The organism is Sphaerisporangium flaviroseum (genome assembly GCF_039537005.1).
Lineage (GTDB): Bacteria > Actinomycetota > Actinomycetes > Streptosporangiales > Streptosporangiaceae > Sphaerisporangium > Sphaerisporangium flaviroseum.
Window position 1 is genome coordinate 45,505 of the sequence record NZ_BAAAZR010000001.1, and the last position, 22,137, is coordinate 67,641.

At 68.8% G+C, this 22,137-nt stretch carries 21 protein-coding genes; 10 read left to right on the top strand and 11 right to left on the bottom strand.

What is annotated here, in order from left to right:
• Position 1: 1 nt before the first annotated feature.
• Entirely contained in the window at positions 2 to 1,660 is a 1,659-nt protein-coding gene (locus tag ABD810_RS00200; protein ID WP_344932659.1) for a beta-N-acetylhexosaminidase, read from the top strand.
• 130 nt (positions 1,661 to 1,790) lie between these two features.
• On the opposite strand, the gene ABD810_RS00205 is transcribed toward ABD810_RS00200, so the two are convergent.
• The 4 genes from ABD810_RS00205 to ABD810_RS00220 are packed head-to-tail and all read right to left on the bottom strand — an operon-like array spanning position 1,791 to position 4,264.
• Entirely contained in the window at positions 1,791 to 1,994 is a 204-nt protein-coding gene (locus ABD810_RS00205; protein WP_344932662.1) for a heavy-metal-associated domain-containing protein, read from the bottom strand.
• A 51-nt stretch (positions 1,995 to 2,045) separates the two neighbouring features.
• On the bottom strand, positions 2,046 to 3,119 hold the full coding sequence (locus tag ABD810_RS00210; RefSeq protein WP_344932664.1) for a quinone-dependent dihydroorotate dehydrogenase: 1,074 nt from the start codon (positions 3,117 to 3,119) through the stop codon (positions 2,046 to 2,048).
• A 21-nt stretch (positions 3,120 to 3,140) separates the two neighbouring features.
• On the bottom strand, positions 3,141 to 3,503 hold the full coding sequence (locus ABD810_RS00215) for an STAS domain-containing protein (RefSeq protein WP_344932666.1): 363 nt from the start codon (positions 3,501 to 3,503) through the stop codon (positions 3,141 to 3,143).
• Positions 3,504 to 3,559: 56 nt separating this feature from the next.
• Positions 3,560 to 4,264: an ANTAR domain-containing protein gene (locus ABD810_RS00220; RefSeq protein ID WP_344932668.1), complete on the bottom strand. Its 705-nt coding sequence runs from the start codon at positions 4,262 to 4,264 to the stop codon at positions 3,560 to 3,562.
• Between the two features lie 42 nt (positions 4,265 to 4,306).
• On the opposite strand from ABD810_RS00220, the gene ABD810_RS00225 reads away from it, so the two are divergent.
• Positions 4,307 to 4,552 (top strand): hypothetical protein, encoded by a 246-nt coding sequence (locus ABD810_RS00225; protein ID WP_344932670.1) that lies wholly within the window; start codon positions 4,307 to 4,309, stop codon positions 4,550 to 4,552.
• Between the two features lie 493 nt (positions 4,553 to 5,045).
• Here the strand turns inward: ABD810_RS00225 and ABD810_RS00230 are convergent, their stop codons facing one another.
• Entirely contained in the window at positions 5,046 to 5,450 is a 405-nt protein-coding gene (locus ABD810_RS00230) for a nuclear transport factor 2 family protein (protein WP_344932672.1), read from the bottom strand.
• Between the two features lie 177 nt (positions 5,451 to 5,627).
• Between ABD810_RS00230 and ABD810_RS00235 the strand changes: the two genes are divergently transcribed.
• Positions 5,628 to 6,617, top strand: a complete 990-nt coding sequence (locus tag ABD810_RS00235) for a glutathione S-transferase family protein (protein WP_344932674.1) — start codon at positions 5,628 to 5,630, stop codon at positions 6,615 to 6,617.
• A 92-nt stretch (positions 6,618 to 6,709) separates the two neighbouring features.
• Here ABD810_RS00235 and ABD810_RS00240 read toward each other — a convergent pair whose 3' ends face one another.
• Entirely contained in the window at positions 6,710 to 8,824 is a 2,115-nt protein-coding gene (locus tag ABD810_RS00240) for an MMPL family transporter (RefSeq protein ID WP_344932676.1), read from the bottom strand.
• A gap of 86 nt (positions 8,825 to 8,910) precedes the next feature.
• Between ABD810_RS00240 and ABD810_RS00245 the strand changes: the two genes are divergently transcribed.
• From ABD810_RS00245 to ABD810_RS00255, 3 genes are all read left to right on the top strand, one after another.
• Positions 8,911 to 9,387 (top strand): MarR family winged helix-turn-helix transcriptional regulator, encoded by a 477-nt coding sequence (locus tag ABD810_RS00245; RefSeq protein WP_344932679.1) that lies wholly within the window; start codon positions 8,911 to 8,913, stop codon positions 9,385 to 9,387.
• Between the two features lie 82 nt (positions 9,388 to 9,469).
• Positions 9,470 to 9,967 carry a hypothetical protein gene (locus ABD810_RS00250; RefSeq protein ID WP_344932681.1) on the top strand — a complete coding sequence of 166 codons (498 nt, stop codon included), beginning with the start codon at positions 9,470 to 9,472 and terminating at the stop codon, positions 9,965 to 9,967.
• 191 nt (positions 9,968 to 10,158) lie between these two features.
• A complete protein-coding gene (locus ABD810_RS00255; protein ID WP_344932684.1) occupies positions 10,159 to 11,106 on the top strand; it encodes a glycerophosphodiester phosphodiesterase family protein in 948 nt (315 codons plus the stop codon).
• 146 nt (positions 11,107 to 11,252) lie between these two features.
• Here ABD810_RS00255 and ABD810_RS00260 read toward each other — a convergent pair whose 3' ends face one another.
• Positions 11,253 to 12,074 carry an NmrA family NAD(P)-binding protein gene (locus tag ABD810_RS00260; protein WP_344932686.1) on the bottom strand — a complete coding sequence of 274 codons (822 nt, stop codon included), beginning with the start codon at positions 12,072 to 12,074 and terminating at the stop codon, positions 11,253 to 11,255.
• A 412-nt stretch (positions 12,075 to 12,486) separates the two neighbouring features.
• On the opposite strand from ABD810_RS00260, the gene ABD810_RS00265 reads away from it, so the two are divergent.
• Positions 12,487 to 13,788 (top strand): endonuclease Q family protein, encoded by a 1,302-nt coding sequence (locus tag ABD810_RS00265; RefSeq protein WP_344932688.1) that lies wholly within the window; start codon positions 12,487 to 12,489, stop codon positions 13,786 to 13,788.
• 56 nt (positions 13,789 to 13,844) lie between these two features.
• On the opposite strand, the gene ABD810_RS00270 is transcribed toward ABD810_RS00265, so the two are convergent.
• Complete coding sequence (locus ABD810_RS00270) at positions 13,845 to 14,852, bottom strand: zinc-binding alcohol dehydrogenase family protein (protein ID WP_344932690.1); 1,008 nt, start codon at positions 14,850 to 14,852, stop codon at positions 13,845 to 13,847.
• Between the two features lie 330 nt (positions 14,853 to 15,182).
• Here ABD810_RS00270 and ABD810_RS00275 point away from each other — a divergent pair, with 330 nt between their 5' ends.
• Positions 15,183 to 15,659: a hypothetical protein gene (locus tag ABD810_RS00275; protein ID WP_344932692.1), complete on the top strand. Its 477-nt coding sequence runs from the start codon at positions 15,183 to 15,185 to the stop codon at positions 15,657 to 15,659.
• 282 nt (positions 15,660 to 15,941) lie between these two features.
• Entirely contained in the window at positions 15,942 to 16,475 is a 534-nt protein-coding gene (locus ABD810_RS00280; protein ID WP_344932695.1) for a hypothetical protein, read from the top strand.
• A 46-nt stretch (positions 16,476 to 16,521) separates the two neighbouring features.
• On the opposite strand, the gene ABD810_RS00285 is transcribed toward ABD810_RS00280, so the two are convergent.
• The 3 genes from ABD810_RS00285 to ABD810_RS00295 form a co-directional block, all read right to left on the bottom strand.
• On the bottom strand, positions 16,522 to 17,862 hold the full coding sequence (locus ABD810_RS00285) for an acyltransferase family protein (protein WP_344932697.1): 1,341 nt from the start codon (positions 17,860 to 17,862) through the stop codon (positions 16,522 to 16,524).
• A gap of 103 nt (positions 17,863 to 17,965) precedes the next feature.
• Positions 17,966 to 18,154, bottom strand: coding sequence for a hypothetical protein (locus ABD810_RS00290; protein ID WP_344932700.1), 189 nt, complete (start codon positions 18,152 to 18,154; stop codon positions 17,966 to 17,968).
• A gap of 161 nt (positions 18,155 to 18,315) precedes the next feature.
• A complete protein-coding gene (locus ABD810_RS00295; protein ID WP_344932703.1) occupies positions 18,316 to 20,790 on the bottom strand; it encodes a helix-turn-helix transcriptional regulator in 2,475 nt (824 codons plus the stop codon).
• Between the two features lie 144 nt (positions 20,791 to 20,934).
• On the opposite strand from ABD810_RS00295, the gene ABD810_RS00300 reads away from it, so the two are divergent.
• Positions 20,935 to 22,137: an NAD(P)/FAD-dependent oxidoreductase gene (locus ABD810_RS00300; RefSeq protein WP_344932706.1), complete on the top strand. Its 1,203-nt coding sequence runs from the start codon at positions 20,935 to 20,937 to the stop codon at positions 22,135 to 22,137.

Below are 22,137 nucleotides of genomic sequence, written 5' to 3' on the forward strand. Positions count from 1 at the left end.
CATGACCGACCTGATCCCGCGCCCGCGTGTCATCGAGGCCGCCCCAGGATCCTTCGAGTTCGTCCCGCACGCGGTGGTGTCGGGTCCCGCCGATCTGGCGGGCGCCGTACGCCGGGCGCTGGCCGTGCTCGACCTCAGGCAGGGCGACGAGGTTCCCGGCGGCCCTGTGACGCCGCGCCAGGCACCGATCAGCGTCGAGCGGGACGAGAGCCTGGGTCCCGAGGCCTACGCCGTGAGCGTGACTCCTGAGGCCCTACGCATCGTGGCGGGTGACGCGGCGGGCGCGTTGTACGCGGGTCAGACGTTGCGGCAGTTACTGCCGCCTGACGCGTTCCGGTCCGTACCCCTGCCCGGTGCCCGCTGGACGATCCCCTGCGGGCGGATCGAGGACGCGCCGCGGTTCTCCTGGCGAGGCGCCCATCTCGACGTCTCCCGGCATTTCATGCCGAAGCGTGAAGTGCTGCGCATGATCGATCTGCTGGCCGTGCACAAGCTGAACCGGCTTCACCTTCACCTGGCGGACGACCAGGGCTGGCGGGTCGAGAGCCGCGCCTACCCCCTGCTGCACGAGATCGGCTCGCACCGCACCCGCACGACCACGAAGCACTTCAGGGGCGAGGCCGCGTTCGACGGCACTCCGCACGGGGGTCACTACACTCTGGCGGACCTGGCCGAGATCGCGTCCTACGCCCGCGCACGGGCCGTGACGATCGTGCCGGAGATCGACGTCCCCGGGCACGCATCAGCGATCCTCGCGGCGTATCCCTGGCTTGGTGCGGACCCGTCCAGGCGGTACGAGGTGCTCGACCGCTGGGGGATCTCCCAGGCGATCCTTTCTCCGCTCCCGGGCACGATCGACTTCCTGACGGCGGTCTTCGCGGAGATCGTCGAGGCGCTCGGCCACCTGCCGTACTTCCACATCGGCGGCGACGAGTGCGTGCTCGACGACTGGGCGGCCTCGGCCGAGATCATGGGCCACCGGCAGTCGCTCGGACTGGCCACCCCCGCCGACCTGCACGCGTGGTTCCTGCGAAGGCTCGCCGACGAGCTCGCCGGCCTCGGCTCCCGGGCGGTGGTGTGGGACGAGGCCTTCGTGAGCGGGATGCTCCGTGAGGACACGATCGTCATGCCCTGGCGGGGCGTGCAGGTCGGGCGGCGCGCGGCGGCGGCCGGTCACGACATCGTGGCCACCTCGGTGTTCCCGCTGTACTTCGACTACGCCGAGGCGGCGTCGCCGGAAGAGCCCGTAGCCATCGGTGACGCGATCACCGTCGGCGACGTGACGGCGTTCCGGCCCGTGCCGGGTTCCTGGACCGCCGAGGAGGCGGGCCGGGTGCTGGGCGCGCAGTTCCAGCTGTGGACCGAGCGCATCCCCGATGGGCGGACCCTCGACTACCGGGCCTGGCCGCGCGGCTGCGCCATGGCGCACGTGGCGTGGTCGGGCAGCGGCGAGGGATTCGCCGGCGCGCTGCCCGCACATCTCCACCGGCTTGACGCCTATGGCGTGGAATACCGGCCGCCGGAGGGTCCCCGGCCGTGGCAGCGAGGCGGGACCGGCACGCGGCGCCACCACCCGGGCGCGGTGCCGGTGAGCCAGGTGATGCGCCATCTGGAGGAGCTCACCCACGAACCCGACTCCACCCGCCCCAGCCTCGGCTGACGACCCCAGGGGCCGGGCGGCGCCCTCAGACCGGCTGCACGGAGGGCCGCGTCGAAGGTCTCGGACGCTTTCCGGCGATCCGGTAGCCGGGTTCCTCGATCGCGGCACGGAGGCCGGGACCTGGGCGCTCTCAGGCCACCTGGTAGCCGGCTTCCTCGATCGCGGCGCGGATGGCCGCGTCGTCGAGGGTGCCGGAGCCGGACACCTCGACCCGGCCGCTGCCGAGGTCGACCTCGACGCCGGTGACACCGGGCACCTCGCCGACCTCCTCCTTCACGGAGCTGACGCAGTGTCCGCAGGTCATGCCGGTGACGGTGTACGTGCTCGTGGTCATTTGTCGTCCTTTCTGGCCGGTGTACCTAGCCAGGGTATGGTACGACGACCGCTAGACGCCCACCCGGCCCACCACCTCGCGGACCGACGAGTACCCGTGGCGACGCAGCCTGCGGGACAGCCCGCGGTTGACCCGCCACGCCCACAGCGGGCCCTCGTAGATCATCCCGGTGTAGCCCTGGACCAGGGTCGCGCCCGCGAGCAGGCGCTCCCACACATCGTCGACGTCCTCGACGCCACCGACCGAGACCAGGGCGACCTGGTCGCCCACCCGCGCGCGCAGCCGCCGCAGCACCTCGAGCGAGCGGGCCTTCAACGGCCGGCCGGACAAGCCACCCGCCTCGGCGGCGCCGGCCGCCTCGGACGCGGACAGGCCTTCCCTGCCGATGGTGGTGTTGGTGGCGATGACGCCCGCCAGGCCGAGATCGACCGCGAGGTCCGCCACGGCGTCGATGTCCTCGTCGGCCAGGTCGGGAGCGATCTTTACGAGGAGCGGCGTGCGCCCCGCGACCCGCCGTACCTCCTCCAGCAGCGGCCTGAGCCTCTCGACGGACTGGAGGTCGCGCAGGCCGGGGGTGTTAGGAGAGCTGACGTTCACCACCAGGTAGTCCGCGAGCGGGGCCAGCTTCGCGGCGCTGGTGGCGTAGTCGCGCACCGCCAGTTCCTCGGGAACGACCTTGGTCTTGCCGATGTTCACCCCGACCACGACCGGCAGGCTCCGGGGCCGCCGCAGGCGCCGCGCGGCCTGCGCGGCGCCACGGTTGTTGAACCCCATGCGGTTCACGATCGCCCTGTCGGAGACCAGCCGGAACAACCTCGGCCGGGGGTTGCCCGGCTGGGCGTGGGCGGTGATCGTGCCGACCTCCACGTGACCGAAGCCGAAGGCCGCCAGGCCTTCGACGCAGGCGGCGTCCTTGTCGAAGCCCGCCGCGAGCCCGAAGGGGCTCGGGAAGTGGACCCCGAACGCCTGGATGCGTAGCGCCTCGTCGCGTGGCGCCAGCCGGTTGTACAGCCGGCGCTTCACGATGGGAGCGAGAGAAAGGACCCGTAGCGCGCGGATGGTCAGGTGGTGCACCGTCTCGGCGTCGAACCGCCGGAGCACCTGCGCGAAGAGCAGTCGATACATCACCGATCAGGGTAGCCCGGATCAGCTGGAGCTTGGCGCGGGGTCCAGGCACAGCGACCTGAGCCGGATGATCCGCCAGTCATCCAGGAGAACGTCCTCGTTCCTCTCCTCCTGGCAGATGCCCAGCACGTCGTCGAACCGCAGCAACTGAAGCAGGCGCAGGACCCGCCGGGAGGGCCGGACGATCGTGAGCCGGCCGCCGCCTCCCTGGATACAACGATCCAGCCACTTCAGCGTGCGGGCCCCCGAGCAGTCGAGGAACGTCACATGGGCGAGGTCCAGATCGATCTGAAGCCGCTCGCCACGGGCGAGCAGCACCGACAAGGAGCGGCGCAACTCCCCGGCGGCCCCGTAGTCGAGGTCGCCGTGGAGAGTCACCCCCATCACGGACCTGGGCGGGAGATCGTATGGTGCGATCATGAGCACCGTCGGCCGATCGCTCAACCCGGCGGCGCCTGTTCACCCAGGATCTCCGCCGCGAGATCGGCGACACGACGCCTGCTGTCCCTGGCACGCTTCCGCAGGCCGGTGAAGGCCTGGGCGGCGGTCAGGTCGTGCTTGCCCATCAGATACCCGATCGCCCGTTCGATCACGATGCGGTAGTCCAGCGCGTACTGCAGCTGGTCGGCCAGCGCGCTCTTCTCCTCCGCCTTCACCGCCGCCGCGAGCACCTCCTCGATGACATGCGCATATGCGAGGAGGGCTTGGGTGTCGGACTCCTCCCAGTCGTGGGGCTCGGCCTGGTAGACGTTGAGCGTGCCCACCGGCCCGTCACCAAGCCTCACGGGGACCCCCGCCACGGCCCGCACGCTCGGATGCAACAGTTCGGCAAGGTCGGGCCACCGCTCGTCGTTCCGCACATCGCGAGTGGTCACAGCGTCGTTGCTGAAAAACGCCGACACGCACGGTCCGCGGCCGATCGCCGCCTGGGCGTGCTCAAGGCTGCGTCCCGCCTCGTCCGTCGTCACGAGGTAACGCAACGCCTTGCCCTCATCGGCGAACATCAGGCCGGCTCCGGCATAACCGAACAACCGGTCCACGACGCGCACGATACGTTCCAAGTGGTGCACGACCCCAGTGGCCTCGGAGTCCTTCTGCAGGCCCCTGAGGCTTGCGACCAAGGCTTCAGGATCTATACGTGTCATTTCCCATCCTCTTGAGAACCTCACCCCTGCGCCGGCGTGGTCATGGAGAGGCATGCGTTTTCGCATTACTTCTGCCCGATTTCGGGCATGACAGTCACGCTTTCGCGGACGCCGGGGAGTGACAGCCCGAACGACCAGGGCCGCATGGCGGCCAAGGGGGCGAAATCAGGAACACCGATCACACCGTCCGTCGGACGGGAAGAATCGACGCGCGCGGCCGACATCAACGGCCACAGCGCGCTTGACATGGTCAACGCCCGTGCCAATGGCGGTGCCACCTCCGTTTGAGGAAGCTCCGCGGACACAGGGCGGAATGATCTGCGACAAAGCGTAGTGCGGCACGATGACTCTGGCCAAGTGGTTGGCGCACCCGGTCGAAAGAATCAGCGTGTCGAACGGTTCTGACCTCGGCTGAACGGCTTCCGTGACCTGGCCCGGGCGGTTGTGGCACGGGCAGGCGTGGGGCCCCGACGAGCGATCAGTTCGCTCCGCTACTACTGGATGAAGTTAGGTGAACGCGACCCCGCACACACATGTGGCGTCACAGGCAAACTAGATCACCCGTTCGAGGAACGCGTGACGCACATCCTACGGGGTCCTCCCCAGCCTATGTGCAGATTCCTCACTGTGCGGACAGGGCCTGGCGTACCGTTCGGGGCCTTCCCGAGGTGGCGACGACACGCCGGACCGGGCCACCACGCCGGTGGTTCAGCCGGTCGGTCGGCCGGCCGGCGGTGCCGGTCAGCCAGCGGTTCAGCAGGCCGGTCGGCCGGCCGGTCGGTCAGAGGGAGAGATCGCCTTCCGGCTCCCGGTGACCGTCGGCGACATGCCAGTAGTCGCGGGCCTCGGTGACCAGCCCGTCCTCGCCGAAACGTACGGCCGCGCACCCCGCCAGGGTCACCGGCTTGTCCCCCTCTTTCTCGACCAGGAAGACGCGGTACTCGACGAAGGCACGGTCCCCATCGACAAGCGGAGTGCCGAAACGCACATCGGTGGCGCGCTCGGCGTCGAAGGACCACCGGATGTACTCCAGCAACCCGGACCGGCCCTGGTGCACCGGGCGGAAGGGCATCGAGCGGTGCGTGCAGCCATCGGCGTAGAGGGTGCCGATCAGATCGGCGTCGTGCGCCGCCCAGCCCCGCTCCCACGTGCGGGCGAACCGTCCGGCCGCTTCTCTGGAGTCCATGACGCCCATACTGACCCATCACCCGTCGGGCCGAGTCCGTACCGGATCTCCCGGGGGTGCACGAGACCCCGCCGCCACAGGCGTTGCGGTGATGGGGTAGTCGTAGGGAGCGGGACGGTCTGGCGGCGGTGAGCGGCGCCGGGCCGGGACCCCCTCTCCACAGGAAGGACCGCATCGGTGACCAACACGACAGCCGTCGCAAGCCCAGTGGACTTCTCCGTCTACGGTGACTACGGGACGAAGTCCTCCACCGGCGCCAAAGGCGCCTTCACCCGGCCGCCATACAGCTTCAAAGGCCGCATCACCGCCGACGGCAGCAGCGGCTACCCGGCCGAGCCCGGCCGCTACCACCTCTACGTGTCGTCGGCCTGCCCCTGGGCTCATCGGTCGATCATCGTGAGAGCGCTCAAGAAGCTTGAAGACGTCATTTCGCTGTCGGTGGTGGACCCGATCCGTGACGGCCGGGGCTGGGCGTTCCGCGAGGGACCCGGGCACACGGCCGATCCCGTCAACGGCTTCACTTTGTTGCGGGAGGCGTACGAGGCCGGCGATCCGGGTTACGACGGTCACGTGTCGGTGCCGGTGCTGTGGGATCGCGAGACCGGGCGCATCGTCAGCAACGACTTCCCCGACATCAGCATCGACCTCGGCACCCAGTTCGAGGAGTGGGCCGACACGTCCGTCGACCTGTACCCCCTCGATCTCCGGCCGGCGATCGACGCGCTGAACGGCCATATCTACGCCACCGTCAACAACGGGGTCTACCGCTGCGGCTTCGCCGCGAGCCAGGAGGCGTACGGCGAGGCGGTCACGGAGTTGTTCGCGACCCTGGACGATCTTGAGGAGCGCCTCGGCACCGGCCGGTATCTTCTCGGAGACCGGCTCACCGAGGCCGACGTCAGGCTGTGGGTGACGCTCGTCCGCTTCGACACGGTGTACGCCACCCATTTCAAGGCCAACCTGCGCCGCATCGTGGACTACCCGAACCTGTGGGCGTACGCCAGGGATCTGTACCAGCGTCCGGCCTTCGGGGGCACGACCGACTTCGACCACATCAAGCGCCATTACTACGGGACCCATCCGCAGCTCAACCCAACCCGCATCGTGCCCGCCGGCCCGGTACTCGACTGGAACACCCCCCACAACCGCGAGAAGCGGTTCGCCTGAACCACACCCACCCGGTCCTGATCACCACACCACTCGGCCTGAGGACCACACCCCCCGAGCCTGATGCCCCTGACGACCACACCGCCCGCCGATCAGGAGGACCGCCGCTCCCCGGCGGGGGCCAGGTCGGCGTGCCGGGTGTCATCCGGATCGCCACCGGAGCGTCGCGGGGTGCCGGGCCACCAGAAGCGGTCGCCGAGGAGCGTGACCAGTGACGGGACGAGCACGCTCCGCACCAGGAGGGTGTCGAGCAGGACCCCGAAGCCCACGATGACGCCGATCTGCGTCAGCGTGATCAGCGGCAGCACACCGAGCACGGCGAACACGGCCGCGAGGAGGACGCCCGCACTGGTGATCACCCCACCGGTGACCGCGAGCGCCGCCACGATCCCCCGTCTGGTGCCGAGCGCGGGGGTCTCCTCTCTGGCACGCGTCGTGAGGAAGATGTTGTAGTCGACCCCGAGCGCCACCAGGAACAGGAAGCTCAGCAGCGGGACCCCGAGATCGAGGGCCGGGAAGCCGAAGAAGTGGGTGAAGGCGAACCACCCCGCGCCCAGGCTGGCGGCGAAGCTGGCGACCACGGTGAGAACCAGCGTGACGGCCGCCACGATCGACCGCAGCAGGAGCAGCAGGACGAGAAGCACCACGGCCAGCACCATCGGGATGATCAGCTTCTGGTCGCGGACCGCGGCGTCCCGTTCGTCGAGGTCGCCGGCTTCGGGGCCGCCGACGACCGCGGACGCTCCGGGTATGGCGTGTACGGCCTCTCGCAGGGCTCTGATCGCCTCGAAGCTCTCCTGGCTGCCCGGCTCGGCGCGCAGCACCACCTCTGTCCGGGTGTCCTCCGCGGTCCGTTCCCCCGTGGTGACACGGGGGTTACCCGGGATGCCGGAGGCGGCGGCGCGTACCTGCTCGGCGGCGGACGTACGGGAGATCACGATGACCGGCTGAGCGCTTCCTGCCGGGAAGGCCCGGCTCAGCGTCTCCTGTCCGGCGATGGCCTCCACCCGGCCGCGGAACTGCTCGCTCTGCGACAGACCGCTCCGCACGCCCACGATCCCGAGGGCCAGTACCGCCAGCACGACCACGCTCACGGCCGTCATGACGACCGGTCGCCGCGACACCGCGCCGCCCACGCGCGACCACAGGCCAGTGTGTGCCGGGTCTGCCTGGCCGAGCTTGGGTGCGAACGGCCAGAACAGGCCCCTGCCGAAGAGGACCATCGCGGCGGGAAGGACGATCAGCGCGTACGCCACGGCGGTGATGATGCCGATGACCCCGGCCATGCCGATGCTGCGGTTGAACGGGGACAGCGCGAACACGAGCGTGCCGAGCGCGAGGGTCACGGTGGCGGAGCTCGCCAGGATGGCCGGCGCCGCCGACCGGACCGCTCCGGTCATCGCCACGTGACGGTCCCCGTGGAGGCGTAGCTGCTCGCGGTAGCGGGCGATGAGCAGCAGGGCGTAGTTGGTCCCGGCGCCGAAGACGAGCACGGAGGTGATCCCCAGGGTGGAGTCGTCCACGGTCAGGCCGGTCGTGCGGGTGAGCAGGGCGACGATCTTGGCGGCCACCTGGTCGGCCACGCCGATGACGCTCAGCGGCACCAGCCACAGCCAGGGGCTGCGATACGTCAGCAGCAGGAGAAGGGCGACCACGCCGGCGGTGACGGCGAGCAACGTGATGTTGGCCCCGTCGAAGACCGCGCTGAGGTCGACCTTGAATCCGGCGCCGCCGGTCACCTCGACCCGTGCACCCGCGGGCAGTCCTTGCCTGGCCTCGGCCCGGATCTCGCGGACCGCCTCTGTGAGGTCGGCATTGGACAGTGAGCCTGCGAGGGGTACGGACACCAGTGCCACATCGCCCTGGGGGGAGAACACCGGAGGCGGCACCCGGCGTCCCACTGCCAGGCCGGCGAGCAGGGTGGCGTCGGAGCGGATCGCGGCCTTGTCCTGATCGGTCAGTGAGCCGCTACGGCTGTAGACGACCAGAGCGGGAAGCAACTGGCCGCTGGGCAACCGCTGTTGCAGCCTGACCACGGTCGCCGACTCCGCGCCTTTCGGAAGCGCGGCCGCCGGGTCCGTACTGACCTTGGAGGCTCCGCCGAACGCTAGGGCGAGACCGGAAATGACCATCGCCACGGCGATCGTCACCCACTTGCCGCGAGGCCCCCACAGCATCGCCCACCCAATATGCTCTGCTCGTGCCAAGGCAACTCTTTTCCATCGCGGAATATTTCGTTGATGGAAAGAGTAGGTCGCGACGGCGCTGTTCCGCAACGCGAAGGAGGATGTCCGTGTCGGCAGACCCGGCAGGCGGGGAGGGCGTGAGCTCGTTCGAGCTGATGACGCTGATGCGGCGCCTCAACGTCGAGCTCGACCGGTTCGTCGAGGGATTCGCCGTCGACCACAAGCTGCACCGCACCGACCTCAACGCCGTCGTCGTCATCATGGACGCCGTCAGGGAAGGCCGGCCGCTCAGCCCTGGGGCCCTGGGCGCCGCCCTCAACCTCAGCGCCCCGGCCACCACGGCACTCCTCAACAGGCTCGAGCAGGCGGGCCACATCGAACGGCACCGAAGCTCGACCGACCGCCGCAAGGTGGAGCTCGCCCTGCACGAACAGGCCGTGACTCTTGCCGGCCGGTTCTTCGCTCCGCTGGCACGCCACCTCTCGGCCGCCTTCGACCAGTTCACCGACGAAGAGCGACAGGTCATCGAACGCTTCCTCACCTCCAGCATCAACGCCACCATCTCAGCCCGCCAAGAACGTTGACACTCGTTTGCAGTTGGCGATCAAGGGGGTTGCAAGCAGCCGATCACATACTGCGGTCATTACGAAAGAGAGGACCGCTCCGATGACGATCACCCGCACCCTCACCGGCCTGGCCATCGCCGCCGCCTTCGTCGCGACCGTTCCCGCCGCGGCGCAGGCTGCCACCGGCCCGTCGGACGCGGTCACCGCTGAGACGGCCGCTTCCCAGTGGGGCACCTACTACGCCCCGGCCAAGCGCGCCAAGGCTTCCGGCTCCCTGACGGCCAAGGGCGAGGACCACGCCGACATCCCCACCGCCGACAGCGTTAAGATCTCCGGCAAGGTCTACGACCTGACCCGCAAGTCGTCGAACTGCGGCTTGGCCGTCTTCCGCATCACGTATCTCAACCACTCCGGAAACCTGCCGTTCAAGCACCACACCGTCCGGGACTGCTCGTACGGGACGCCGAAGCACTTCACGTTCAAGTATCGGGACGTCTACCAGGTAGAGCTCAAGGTCTGCTCGGAGCCCAAGTCCACCAAGCCCTCCCTGAACTGCCTCTACGCAGGCACGTGGAAGGTCATCTACCTGTCGAAGTAACCCACGACGCGGTGACGCCCAACACCCCGGTACCCCGACATAACGCACCCACCCAGCAGCCGACTCGAAGGCCGATGCACATAACGCACCACCAAGTGGGTTGCCGGATTTAGGACCTGCCATGTGTGGGGACCGAGAGAGCTCCGAGCGTTGTCGCTCGGAGCTCTCAGCCGATTGTCCCTACGTGCACAATGAGTGCTGTGCAGGACACGGCGGAGACGCGAAGCTCCCACCCCCGGAAGAAGCGAGTTGCCGTGCTGTGGGCGCTGGCGGTGATCACTGGCGTCGCGCTCGTCTCGCACACGCTGATGTTCCTCGTGTTCCGGCCGCAGCGCCCCGTCCAAGCGTTTCCGCATGCCCGGACGCCCTTGTTCATCGCGCATCAGGGTGGCGAGAACCTCGCTCCCAGCAACACGATGGCGGCGTTCGACCTGGCCTCGACGCTTGGCGCGGACGTGCTGGAAACCGATGTTCACCTGACCAAGGACGGCGAGCTGGTCGCCATCCACGATGACACCGTCGACCGTACGACCGACGGCACCGGCCGTGTGGACTCCTACAACTGGGACGACCTGAAGAAGCTCGACGCCGGCTACGACTTCAGGGACCTGCGCGGCCAGTACAGCTTCAGAGGCAAGGGCGCGACGATCCCCAGGCTGGAAGAGCTGTTCGCCAGATACGCGGACAGGCATCTGTTCAATGTGGAGATCAAGGGCGCCTATCCCGGCATCGAGGCGAAGCTGTGGGCGCTGATCCAGAAGTACAAGCTGGAGAAGAAGGTCGTCGTGGTGTCGTTCCACCAGGAGCTGGTCGACCGGTTCAGCGAGCTGAGCGAGGGCCGGGTGGCGCTGGGCGCCGGAGAGGGCGAGGCGAGGGACTTCGTGCTCAGCCACAAGCTCGGCGTGCCGGGCTTCTACCGCCCGCAGGCCGGTGTCCTGCAGCTTCCCACCGAGAGCAGCGGCTTCGACCTGGCGGACAGGAAGCTCATCGACGGGGCTCACCGGCTCGGCATGCAGGTGCACTACTGGACGATCAACGACGAGGCGACCATGCGCGACCTGATCGCCCTCGGAGCGGACGGCATCATGACCGACCGCCCCGACGTGCTCCAGAAAGTACTGGCCACGACGAGGCGGTAAGCGGCCCGTTAACCCGTCAGACACGGAAAGCTGCAGCGTGTTCGCCGGCCACGGCCAAGCGGTAAGCCACCCGTCATCCCGTCGGACACGGAAACCGTCGATGTGTTCGCCGGCCACCGCCAGGCGGTAAGCCGTCTGTTACCCCGTCAGGCGCGGAAGGCGTCGGCGTGTTCGGTGGCCCACTGTGCGAACGTACGGGCCGGGCGGCCGGTGACCTTCTCGATGGTGGAATTGACGATGTTCGGCTCCTCCGGCACGTTGGCGAAGACGTTGATCATGAAGTCGATCATGTGCTCCGGTTGCCCTTCTGCCGCCATCTTCTCGCGTGCCTGCGCCTCGGTGAGCTCGACGAACGTGATGTCACGTCCGATCGCCTCGCCGATGATGCGGACCTTGTCGCGGGTGGTGAGCCTCTCAGGGCCCGTCAGGCCGTAGGTCTTGCCCGCGTGGCCGTCCTCCACCAGCGCCCTGGCCGCCACGGCCGCGATGTCCGCCTCATGGACCATGGCGGTGGTGGCGTCGCCGAAAGGCTCCCGCACCACCCCCTCGTCACGGATGACCTCGGCCCACTGAAGTGCGTTGGACATGAACTCCGTCGGACGCACGAAGGTCCACCCCAGCTCGCCGGCCCTCAGCGCCGGCTCCAGCGTCCCCTGGTCCCAGCCGCCCAGGACGGTGACCCTGCGGACCCCGGACTTCACGGCCAACTCGACGATCTCCTGGCCGTTGCGGAGCAACTCGTAGTCATCTCCACCGAAGTTGATCAGATGGACCCCGGTGACGCCGTCAAACGCCGGGACCAGCGTGTCCGTCACGGTGAGATCCCCGGCCACCACCTCCACCTCGCCGGGCAGTCCCGCCCCGGCGGGGCGGCGGGTGAGGGCACGTACCCGCTGACCGGCCTGGACAAGCTCGTCGACGATGTGACGGCCGACGGTCCCGGTCGCTCCGGTTACGAGAATCGTCATGTGGATCTCCTCCGCTTGTTGGCCTCTGAAGCTCGTTGGCCTCTGGAGCTCGTTGGGCTCTGAAGCTCGTTGGGCTCTGAAGCTCGTTGGGCTCTGAAGAAGACGCTACGGGCCTATGCGGCCGGTTTCTGTCCTAAATTGACGATCATCGCAATCAGTCGGCGCCGATTCCGGACGACCATCGTCGTGGTGCAACGGCTCCCGCGACGCCGGCCAGGCTCCAAGTCCGTTGTGATCCAGCGTGTCCGCCGACCGGCGCGCCGGTCACCAGGAATACGGCGGCCAACGGTTCCAGGTCCGATTGACTTTTCCAGGCCTGACCAGTTCGGATTCGGCCGGTTGAAACGATAGCGCTGCGTATATATCCGGCCTGTGGCACAATGTCGCGGTGCGTTTTCATGCCGATCTGCATATGCATTCGAAATACTCGCGAGCCTGTAGCAAGGACAGCGATCTGGAGCATCTGACCTGGTGGGCGCGGCGCAAGGGCGTCACGTTAATGGGCACCGGTGACTTCACGCATCCAGCGTGGTTCGAGCGGCTCCGCGAGAACCTCGTCCCGGCCGAGCCGGGATTGTTCCGGTTACGCGATGAGATGGACCGGGACATTTCCCGTACGCTGCCGGACAGCGTGGCCGCCAGAAAAGTGCGGTTCATGCTGTCCGTGGAGATCTCCACGATCTACAGCAAGGGCGGGCGCTCCCGCAAGATCCATCATCTGGTGTACATGCCGGATTTCGCCAGCGCCGAAGCGTTCAACGGCAAGCTCGGGCAGATCGGTGATCTGAGTTCCGACGGCCGGCCCATCGTCGGCATGGACTCCCGTGACCTGCTGGAGGCGACTCTGAGCAGCGGCGACGGCGCCTATCTGGTGCCCGCCCACGTCTGGACGCCGTGGTTCGGAGTGTTCGGCTCCAAATCCGGCTTCGACACACTGGAGGAGTGTTACGGCGACCTGACCGACCACATCTTCGCCCTGGAAACCGGCTTGTCCAGCGATCCGGCCATGAACTGGCGGGTCTCCGGCCTCGACGGCTACCGGCTGGTCAGTTACTCCGACGCGCACTCGCCGCCCATCGTCGGCCGTGAGACCACGGTGTTCGACACCGACCTGGACTACTTCGGGATCCTCGAGGCGTTGCGCACCGGCACCGGGCACGCCGGGACGATCGAGTTCTTCCCCGAGGAGGGCAAGTACCACGTCGACGGGCACCGCAAATGCGGCGTCCGGATGGATCCCCAGGAGACCGAGAAGCGCGGTGGGATCTGCCCCATGTGCGGGAGAAAGCTCACGGTCGGAGTGCTGAGCCGCGTCGAGGACCTGGCCGATCGGCCCGCGGGGCGCCGTCCGGACGGCGCCGCCGGTTTCCGCAACCTCGTCCCGCTGCCGGAGATCGTGGGCGAGATCCTTCGCGTGGGGCCCAAGAGCAAGAAGGTCCGCGGAGAGGTCGACCGGCTCACCACCGCCATGGGGCCCGAGCTGGCGATCCTCGAAGAGGTGCCGGTCGAGGACATCGCCGTCCACTCGCCGCGGCTCGCGGAGGCCGTCGGCCGGCTGCGGCGGGGCGAGGTGACCAAGGAGCCCGGGTACGACGGCGAGTTCGGGGTGATCCGGGTACTGGAGCCGGACGAGCCGAAGCCGGCGAACGCCGGCGACCCGCCGATGCACGAGCTGAAGCCGGCGAACGTCGACGACCCGCCGACGCTCTTCTGATCACCGGCCCAGGCTCCCGGAAAAGGACGGGACCGCGGGGAGCGCGAGGGCTGACGTCAGAACCCTGCGATGACGACCTTGCCGACCATGCGCCCGCTCTCCACCATCTCGTGTGCGCGGCGTAGCGTGGCCGCCTCGATGGGGCCGAGTTCGGTGGTGAGCGTCGTACGGATGGTGCCGGCGTCGACGAGTCCGGCGACACGTTCCAGCAGGTCGTGCTGGGCGATCATGTCGTCGGTCTCGTACAGCGCCCGGGTGAACATGAGTTCCCAGTGGAAGCCGATGCTCTTCGACTTCAACGGGAGCAGTTCCAAGCCCTCGGGCTCGTCGATGGCCGTGATGTGGCCGCCCGGCCGCAGCAGCTCCGCGAACGCCTCGATCTGGCCGCCGGTCTTCGGGGAGAACACGTAGTCCACCCCATCCGGCGCGACGGCACGGACGTTCGCGACCAGGTCGTGGTGGTTCACGACGTGGTGGGCGCCGAGGCCGAGGGCCCACTCACTCGACTCGGGCCGTGACGCCGTGCCGACGACCGTGAGATCGGTAAGTGTGCGGGCCAGCTGGACGACCATCGACCCGACGCCACCGGCGGCGCCGAGCACGAGCAGCGTACCCCGGCTGTCAGAGGCGAGACGGAAGCGGTCGAACAGCGTCTCCCAGGCGGTGATGGTCGTCAACGGCAGCGCGGCGGCCTGGGCGAAGCTCAGCGTGCCCGGCTTGCGGCCGACGATGCGCTCGTCGACGACGTGGAACTGCGCATTGGTGCCGGGGCGGGCGATCGAACCGGCGTAGTAGACCTCGTCGCCCACGTCGAACAGGGTGACCCCGCGGCCGACCGCGGCCACGACGCCGGCCGCGTCGTAGCCGAGCACTTTGGGCGAGCCGCCGGGATCGTCGCCGGCACGCACCTTGACGTCCACGGGGTTCACCGACACCGCCTCGACCCGCACGAGCAGATCACGCGGGACGGGCGAGGGTACGGGCAGCTCGACGTCCTCCAGGCTCGCCGCGTCTGATATGGGGAGCGACTTGCGGTAAGCCACCGCGCGCATTGTCTCAGTCATAGGTCTGACGTTATGCAGTCACTGACGGTCCCCCGCAAGGGCCACCGTGGGTGAAACGCGAAGAGGTCGCGGTCGGTCCTGCGGGTTCGGCACCCACCTGGCGTACGGCTCAGGTAACCAAAGGGAAACGGGGTGGAACGGGGTGGAACGCAGAAAGGGGTGTAGCCGTCAGCGTTCGGCCGCACAGTCGACCGCTTCACCCCTTGAACAAGGAAGTGTTCCGTGACCTCATCGCACGCGCCTATGGCGGGGTCATCCGACAACGGACCCCACCATGCCTTCGCCCAAGGCGGCGAGCCCTTACAGACCGGCGGCCCCGTCCGTGTCCCCATGACGGTGAACGCCGGAGTGCTGGGCATCGCCCTTGGCGCGCTGTCCGCCCTCGCTGTTCTGGTGCTGCTGATGTCCCAGGGCAAGGAGGCTTTACGTCCCATCGTGAACGACATCTTCGTCAGCGAACTCGGCTTCGTGCCCAAGGAGTCATCCGCGCTGATCGATTCCACCCTCCAGAGCGGGTACGACACCTTGTGGCTGCGCGCCATCGTCTCTGTCGTCTTCGGGCTCATCGCGCTGGGCTTCGCGTTGCTCGCACGGGCGGGGCGCAACTGGGCCCGCATCACCCTGATCCTCTTCGTGCTCCTGGCCGGCGGTGTCTGGCTCCTCGACATCACCGACATCGGGCCGACGCCGGTCCTCGCGCTGGACGCGGTCGGACTCGTCGTCACCCTCGTGGGGCTCGTGCTGCTCTGGCTGCCTGCCAGCGGCCGCTACATCAAGCAGCGCAAGGCCCTTCGACGGCAGCGCTGACCGATTCCCGCCGGCCGGGCCCTTCGCACCCCACCCAGCCCGGCCGGCAGGGCACTCTGGACGACGGCCGGGCACGAACGCGCCTCGTTCAACGACCGAACAGCGCGTTGAGATCGCCGAATCCTCAGCGGCGCCGAACAGGGGCCCGCCGACGGCCAGCTCGCACTGGCGCCCTACTGGGACAGGATCCGCGCATTGCTGGAGGCGGACATCTACCATCGGGGCCGCCGCTGAGGCGCTGCCGCTATCCCCCCGTTGTGGTGGAATATGCGGATGGGACTGATGAGGCAGTTGATGGGAGAGATCCTGATCTACTGTTTCCTGGTCGTGCTGCTCACCGGCGGATTCCTGGCGCTCTACTACACGCCGGATGGCCAAATGGTGTCCTACAACGGCGCCTACGAGCCGCTGCGCGGCGTCCCCATGAGCGCCGCCTACGACTCGACACTGAAGATCGGCTATGAGGTTCGCGGTGGCCTCTTCATGCGGCAACTGCACCACAACTCCTCGGTCCTGCTCGTCCTCGGGACCGTCGTGTGGGCCATGCTCGGCCGGTTCCGGTACGCACTCGCGGCGCTGGGCCTCGGCGTGCTCGGCGGGCTGGCCGGCTACGGAGCCGCCGACGACTTACTGAGCGGGACATTCCTGGGAAGGCTGCCCATTCCCTGGTGGTACGGCGTGCACCTGCTGGCGGCACTGGCCCTGGGCGCCGTGCTGGTGACCTCCTCACGGCGGGAGGCCGCCCTGAACCCCAGAACGCTCCGCTTGGTGGCGCTGAGCCTCGGCCTCACCAGCCTGATGATCTTCTGGCTCTGAGCCGCCGCCTCGGCGAACCAGGCGCGACCTGGTGGCTCCAGGCTGCCTACCCCGATCGCTCCCGCGCCGGATGCGAATACCGCCAGCGGACGAAGCCCAGGACGGCGACACCGCAGAAGTAGGCGACCAAGACCTTCACGGGTAGGCCCACCGGTCCGTGGTAGCCCCGGCCGGCCAGAGCCAGAGCGAGGAGCCCGGCGAGCACGGTAACGACCCCGGCGATCGTCAGTACGGCCGGCCACATGCCTTTCACCGTGCCCATGGGAGCGGCCCGCGGCCCCGTACGCTGCTCGAAACGCCCGAACACCGCGACGAGAAGGGCGAGAATCAGCGCCAGGCAGACGAGCCAGGGAACGCGTAGGAGCAACCAGGGCGCAGAGCCGGGCACGGCGTCGGGCATCACCGCCGTTCCGTAGAGCACCACGACGCCGATCACGACTGCGGTCATGTGCCAGAGGAAAAGCGTCATGATCACTAAGTTGACGCCCACGACGACGGTCCACGGGGTCGGCCGCTGCAGCCACCGGTTCCCGGGGCCACGCATGCACAAGGCGATTCCCGTCTGCGTGACGGCCAGCGCCAGGAGGGCCAGCGTGGGTGGAGAGGTGTTCCGTATCTCCTCCCCCCCGAACCCCACCATGCTGACCGGGTAGGGGCCGACCACCGTGAGAAGCACGAGGGCGACGAACCCGACCGCCGCCATCGGCAGAGCCACGCTCCATCGAGACGGCAGGCGCCCGTCCTGCCAGGAGAAGCCGAGTTGATGCACGGCCAGCCAGGCGAGCAGGTAGTTCGCCTGGCCCACATAGGGAACTTTCAGCACCAGACGGGCCAGGTCTCCCCCGCCGACCAGGACCGCCAGGATGATCGGCACGGCCAGACCCGCACGCCGGTGCAGCGCGTACATCGGCGGGGTGAGGACCATCACGGCGATGTAGGCGACCAGGAACCACAACGGGATCGAGGCCAGCCAGACCGCCACGTCGACCAGAGCGGGCTCGGCACCCAGAACCGTGGCCGTCAGAGCCGCCACCGCCAGTCCGCCCAGCAGCATCGTCGTCGGGCGCAGAAGCCGAGCGGTCCGGCCCAGCACCCAGCCCATGACATTGCCACCCCGGCTGAGATGTGAGGTGTAGGACATGGCGTTCGCGTAGCCGCCGACCAGGAAGAACAGCGGCATCACCTGAAACAGCCACGTCAGCGGACGGGTCCACGAGGCGACCTCGAGGATGCTCCCGCCCTGGAAACCCTTGCCGCCGCGGGTCACATAGACCGCCAGCCAGTGCCCGACGACGACCGCCGTGATCGCTAGGGCACGTATCAGGTCGACATAGCGCTCCCGGTGCGGCGGTGTTCGCTCGGCCAGCAGGCGCACGTGCCGCGTCATCCTCTGAACGACCCGGACAGGATGCGCTGCCAGGTCACCGACGCTTGACATGGTGGGAACATTCCTCCATCCACCTCACGTCAAGCGGTTTCGCGTCCGGCACCTACAGCTTCTCCACCCGGCGCAGCATCCCGCGCACGTCCAGGAAGTCGGCGAGCGACTGGCGATGCTCCTCGCAGGCCGTCCAGACCTTCTCCCGCTCCGGCGGGTGGATCTTGGGGTTGTTCCAGATCACGGCATACGATGCCGCCGCGCGGCAGCCCTTCGCCGAACAGATCACCGGCTCGCTCATTCGCCGCGCCTCCCTACCCGCGAGACGAACCGGCGGCGGCACCGCCTGTCGTCGGCCCAGGTCGCCTGGGGAACCTCCGGCTGAAGCGTCGACTCGTCCACGGACTCAGCCTGCCATGTCGCTGTGGCCCCCTCGCCCGAACCCCGTGTCGAGGGGCGGGCTTACGGAGCGAGTATGTCGGGAAGCCGGCTCCGGTGCTCGATGTTCAGCTTGCGATAGATCCGGTACAGGTGACTGTGCACCGTCCGCACCGAAAGGTGCAGACGCTCAGCGATCTCCCGGTCAGAGAGCCCGCGAGAGGCGAGTCCGGCCACCTCGTATTCCCTGCGGGTCAGGATCGCAGGTGGCGAGGAGAGGCCAGGCGTACGGGCGCCTTCACACGCTTTGGACAGATCTTTGAGCCGGGCCGATGACGCCATTGCCGACCCGAGGCGGCCCTCGGCCCGATGGATCAGGCTCGCGGTCGCCGCCGCCTCGGCGGCCCACAAGACGCAGCCGGTCGCCGCGGCCTCGCGGGACACATCGTCGAGGGCCACCGCGTCCCGCCGGGACAAGGCGGCGGCGTTCCTGGCCATGACCGCCTGCAGAGCACTCTGGCTGGATGAGGCGAGACGCTGCAGATCGTCGACGACCGCTGCGGCGGCGCCGAGCCGCGCTGCGTCGTGCAGCACCCAGGACGCCATCAGCAGCGCCCCGACCTGTTCCAGCTCTCCGGCCTGTCTGAGCGCTAGATTCACGGCGGCCGTGAGATCCCCTTCGGCGTACCTGGTCCAGACAGAGCCGCTCCGGCGCGGGGCCGCGAATCCTCCGGGAATGGCCGCCCGCAGCCGCTCCATGGCCTTGCCCGCCTGGTGTGTGTCGCCGAGCAGTGACTCCGCCTCGCTCAGCGCGTCCAGACCCCACATCTGCGCGCTCGCCGCGATGCCCTGGATCGGCATCACGGCGAGCGCCTCCCGCAGCCAGCGCCGGGCGGTGGCCGGTCGGCCGGAGAGCAGGAGTACCTGCCCGAGATCGTGAGCCCAGTAGGCACGCCACGTCGCGGCACTCCCCATCGCGTCCGCTGCCAGGGCGGACTGACCAAGTTCGATCGCATTCGCGATCTGACCGTCGAGGGCCAGGGCTTGCAGGAGGGCCATACGGGTGAGCTCCGCGCGTGGCCCGTCAATGCCGTCCAGCGCGAGATGGGCGAGTTCGACGGCATCCCGAGTACGTCCCGCGCACGCGAGCGCGCGTACCTGTGAGACCGCGAGCGCGGCGAGCACCTCGCGATCCCCAGGGTGCCGCCGGAGGATCCGATCGGCCAGCTCCACCGACTCACCGATATGCCCGACCGCGAGCGCCTGGGTGGCCCGCCCGATCTCCAGACGCAGCCTGACCCGTGGGTCGGCCGTCGTCAGCACGGCGGACGCCAGTGTGTTCCTCGCCTCCCCGACCTGGCCGCGGATCAGGTGGACGCGCGCCCGCGCCAGCAGCGCCCGGGCACGCGACGCGTCGTCCGGCGCGTCCACCTCCAGTTCCCGGGTCAGTTCGAGGGCCCGCGTGGCCTCTCCGAGGTAGGGCAGCTCGGCGACGAGCGCGAGACGTGACTCGAACGATGCGTCGGCATCGACCGCGGCCTGGAGCAGGCGCCCGGCAAGCTGGTGGTCCAGCGCCTCTGACGCTTCCCCGGCCGCTTCGCGAAGCAGCGCGGGATCAGTGGCCACGCCCGCCTCGACTCGCCACACCGCGATCCTGACCCGGTCACGCCGCCGGCGCGCTCCCGTGGCCTCGACCGCGTCGGCGAGCCGCCTGCGATGGTCGCGGGCACGCAGCGGAGGAAGCGTCGCCCGCAACGCCTCGCCGTACAGGGGATGGACGAGCGTGACCAGGTGCCGCCGCCGGTCGGGAAGGGCGGTCAGCAGCCGCTCGCACTCCAGCTCCGCGATCACCTCGGAGGCGATGAGACGTTCCAGGATCTCCGCGCCGACCGGCTCGGCGAGGGCCACGAGCTCGGCCGCGGCCCGTACGGCGGGAGCGAGCCGGTCAAGACGGGCGGCGATGGTCGCGGGCAGGTTCGTGTCCTCGAAGATGGGCTGAAGGAGCCGCCAGACACCGTCCATCTCGGTGAAGGTCGCCGCCTCCACGAGCTCGCGAAGCAAGAGGGGATTCCCACCGCTCAGCCGCCGAAGATGGGCAGGCAGCGTCGACTCCACCTGACCGCCGAGCGCGGTCGAGAGCACCTCGGCCGTTTCGCTCTCTGTCAGCCCCTCCAGGGCTATTCGCTCGAGGTCACGCCACCACCCTGCGGTCCCTTCGCCTCGTACGGCCAGCACGACGGGAATCGAGGCGCCGACAAGATGCCTCGCCAGGGCGGCCGACGCCGGATCGAGCAGGTGGGCGTCGTCGATCACCAGCGCGCCTGAGCCTGCGACGTGGGCGGCCGCCGCCGTCAACGTACGTGTGAGTTCGCCATCGACGACCCGCGGAGGCAGCAGGTGTGCGAAGGGCAGCAGCGGGATCCCGCCGGGCGTGGCGAAAGCCCAGTTCACCCGGACTCCACCGGCCTCGGCCCTCGACCGGGCTTCGAAGAGCAGCCGGCTCTTGCCGATGCCGGCCGGGCCGGTCACCACCAGACCCGAGACGGCGCGTCCGCTCATGACCGCCACCATGCGATCGAGCTCGCACTCGCGCCCCACCAGTGGCCAGGAGCTCATAGCCGCAGAGTACTGCCACGCCGTTCGCCGAGAATGCAGTAATCCATTACCGATGTAATGGCCTCGGACGCGCCACACAGTAATCGCATGACATACGACGTTGTCATCGTGGGCGCCGGTGTGGCGGGATGCACCGCCGCGATCCTGTACGGCAGAGCCGGCCTGCGCGTCGCGATCATCGAGAAGCACCGCAACATCTCGACGCACAAGGCCCTGTGCGGGCACTTCGTGCTCGGCGGGACGCAGCCGATGCTGCGGCGTACCGGCCTCTGGGAGGCCATGGCCGACGCGGGCGCGGCCGTCGGCGACATCGCGCGTTGGACCACGGCCGGATGGTTCGTGCCCGAACCTGGCCCTCCCGAGTGCATCAGCCTGCGGAGGGAGAAGCTCGACCCGCTCCTGCGGACGATCGCGGCCGGCACACCCGGTGTCGATCTTCTCCTTGGCCGTACGGTGACCGGGCTGCTGGAATCGGGCGAGCGGATCACCGGTGTGCGCGTGGGTGACGAGGAGGTCCCGGCGCGGCTCGTCGTGGGCGCGGACGGGCACAGGTCGCCGGTGGCACAGCTCGCGGGGGTCACCGAGGACACCGCGCCCAACGAGCGTTTCGGGCTGTGGGCGTACTATCGCGGGGTCGTCCCCCGTGGCCCGGCTGCCAACCAGGTATGGTCACTGGACCCTGACGTCGGCATACTCATCCGGACCGACGATGACCTTCATATGCTGGTGGCGTTCCCGGCCAAGGCCAGGCTCGCCGACTTCCAGGCCGACCGGGCCGGTGAGCTGGAGCGCTTCATCGCGTCCCTTCCCGATGGGCCGGACCTGACCTCGGCGGAGCGGGTCTCCAAGGTGATCGGCACGAATGACTACCCTTGTGTGAGACGCGAGCCTGCCCCGAGGCCCGGGCTCGTGCTGGTGGGGGATGCGGCCATCACCGGCGATCCCACCCCCGCGGTCGGCTGCGGCTGGGCGTTCCGCGCCGCCGAGTGGCTGGTGGACTCGACGGCTCCGGCGCTGCTCGACGGTGGGGACCTCAGAACCGGCCTCGCGGCCTATCGCAAAGCGCTCGACTTCGTCGTGGGGCATGACCGGCTCGGCCGGCGGGACGCGCTGGCCCGGCCCACGAACCCGGTGCAGAGACTGGTCACCAAAGGAGTTCACCGCGATCCCGAGCTCGCCCGGCGTGCCTATCTGTTCTCCATGCGAGCCATTTCCGCGGGCGAATTGATGAATCCCCGGACTCTTCTCCGAGCCCTCTGGGCCGCGGCCCGGCCCGCGCTGAGACGCTGA

Excerpts from the sequence above, each read along its gene's own strand:
- ABD810_RS00260 (WP_344932686.1), bottom strand. The coding sequence starts at position 12,074 with ATGACGATTCTCGTAACCGGAGCGACCGGGACCGTCGGCCGTCACATC.
- ABD810_RS00215 (WP_344932666.1), bottom strand. The coding sequence starts at position 3,503 with ATGGGGGTGACTCTCCACGGCGACCTCGACTACGGGGCCGCCGGGGAG.
- ABD810_RS00270 (WP_344932690.1), bottom strand. The coding sequence starts at position 14,852 with ATGACTGAGACAATGCGCGCGGTGGCTTACCGCAAGTCGCTCCCCATA.
- ABD810_RS00280 (WP_344932695.1), top strand. The coding sequence starts at position 15,942 with ATGAGGCAGTTGATGGGAGAGATCCTGATCTACTGTTTCCTGGTCGTG.
- ABD810_RS00295 (WP_344932703.1), bottom strand. The coding sequence starts at position 20,790 with ATGAGCGGACGCGCCGTCTCGGGTCTGGTGGTGACCGGCCCGGCCGGC.
- ABD810_RS00200 (WP_344932659.1), top strand. The coding sequence starts at position 2 with ATGACCGACCTGATCCCGCGCCCGCGTGTCATCGAGGCCGCCCCAGGA.
- ABD810_RS00220 (WP_344932668.1), bottom strand. The coding sequence starts at position 4,264 with ATGACACGTATAGATCCTGAAGCCTTGGTCGCAAGCCTCAGGGGCCTG.
- ABD810_RS00230 (WP_344932672.1), bottom strand. The coding sequence starts at position 5,450 with ATGGACTCCAGAGAAGCGGCCGGACGGTTCGCCCGCACGTGGGAGCGG.
- ABD810_RS00300 (WP_344932706.1), top strand. The coding sequence starts at position 20,935 with ATGACATACGACGTTGTCATCGTGGGCGCCGGTGTGGCGGGATGCACC.
- ABD810_RS00210 (WP_344932664.1), bottom strand. The coding sequence starts at position 3,119 with ATGTATCGACTGCTCTTCGCGCAGGTGCTCCGGCGGTTCGACGCCGAG.
- ABD810_RS00250 (WP_344932681.1), top strand. The coding sequence starts at position 9,470 with ATGACGATCACCCGCACCCTCACCGGCCTGGCCATCGCCGCCGCCTTC.
- ABD810_RS00225 (WP_344932670.1), top strand. The coding sequence starts at position 4,307 with ATGGAGAGGCATGCGTTTTCGCATTACTTCTGCCCGATTTCGGGCATG.
- ABD810_RS00275 (WP_344932692.1), top strand. The coding sequence starts at position 15,183 with ATGACGGTGAACGCCGGAGTGCTGGGCATCGCCCTTGGCGCGCTGTCC.
- ABD810_RS00290 (WP_344932700.1), bottom strand. The coding sequence starts at position 18,154 with ATGAGCGAGCCGGTGATCTGTTCGGCGAAGGGCTGCCGCGCGGCGGCA.
- ABD810_RS00285 (WP_344932697.1), bottom strand. The coding sequence starts at position 17,862 with ATGACGCGGCACGTGCGCCTGCTGGCCGAGCGAACACCGCCGCACCGG.
- ABD810_RS00255 (WP_344932684.1), top strand. The coding sequence starts at position 10,159 with ATGAGTGCTGTGCAGGACACGGCGGAGACGCGAAGCTCCCACCCCCGG.
- ABD810_RS00205 (WP_344932662.1), bottom strand. The coding sequence starts at position 1,994 with ATGACCACGAGCACGTACACCGTCACCGGCATGACCTGCGGACACTGC.
- ABD810_RS00265 (WP_344932688.1), top strand. The coding sequence starts at position 12,487 with ATGCATTCGAAATACTCGCGAGCCTGTAGCAAGGACAGCGATCTGGAG.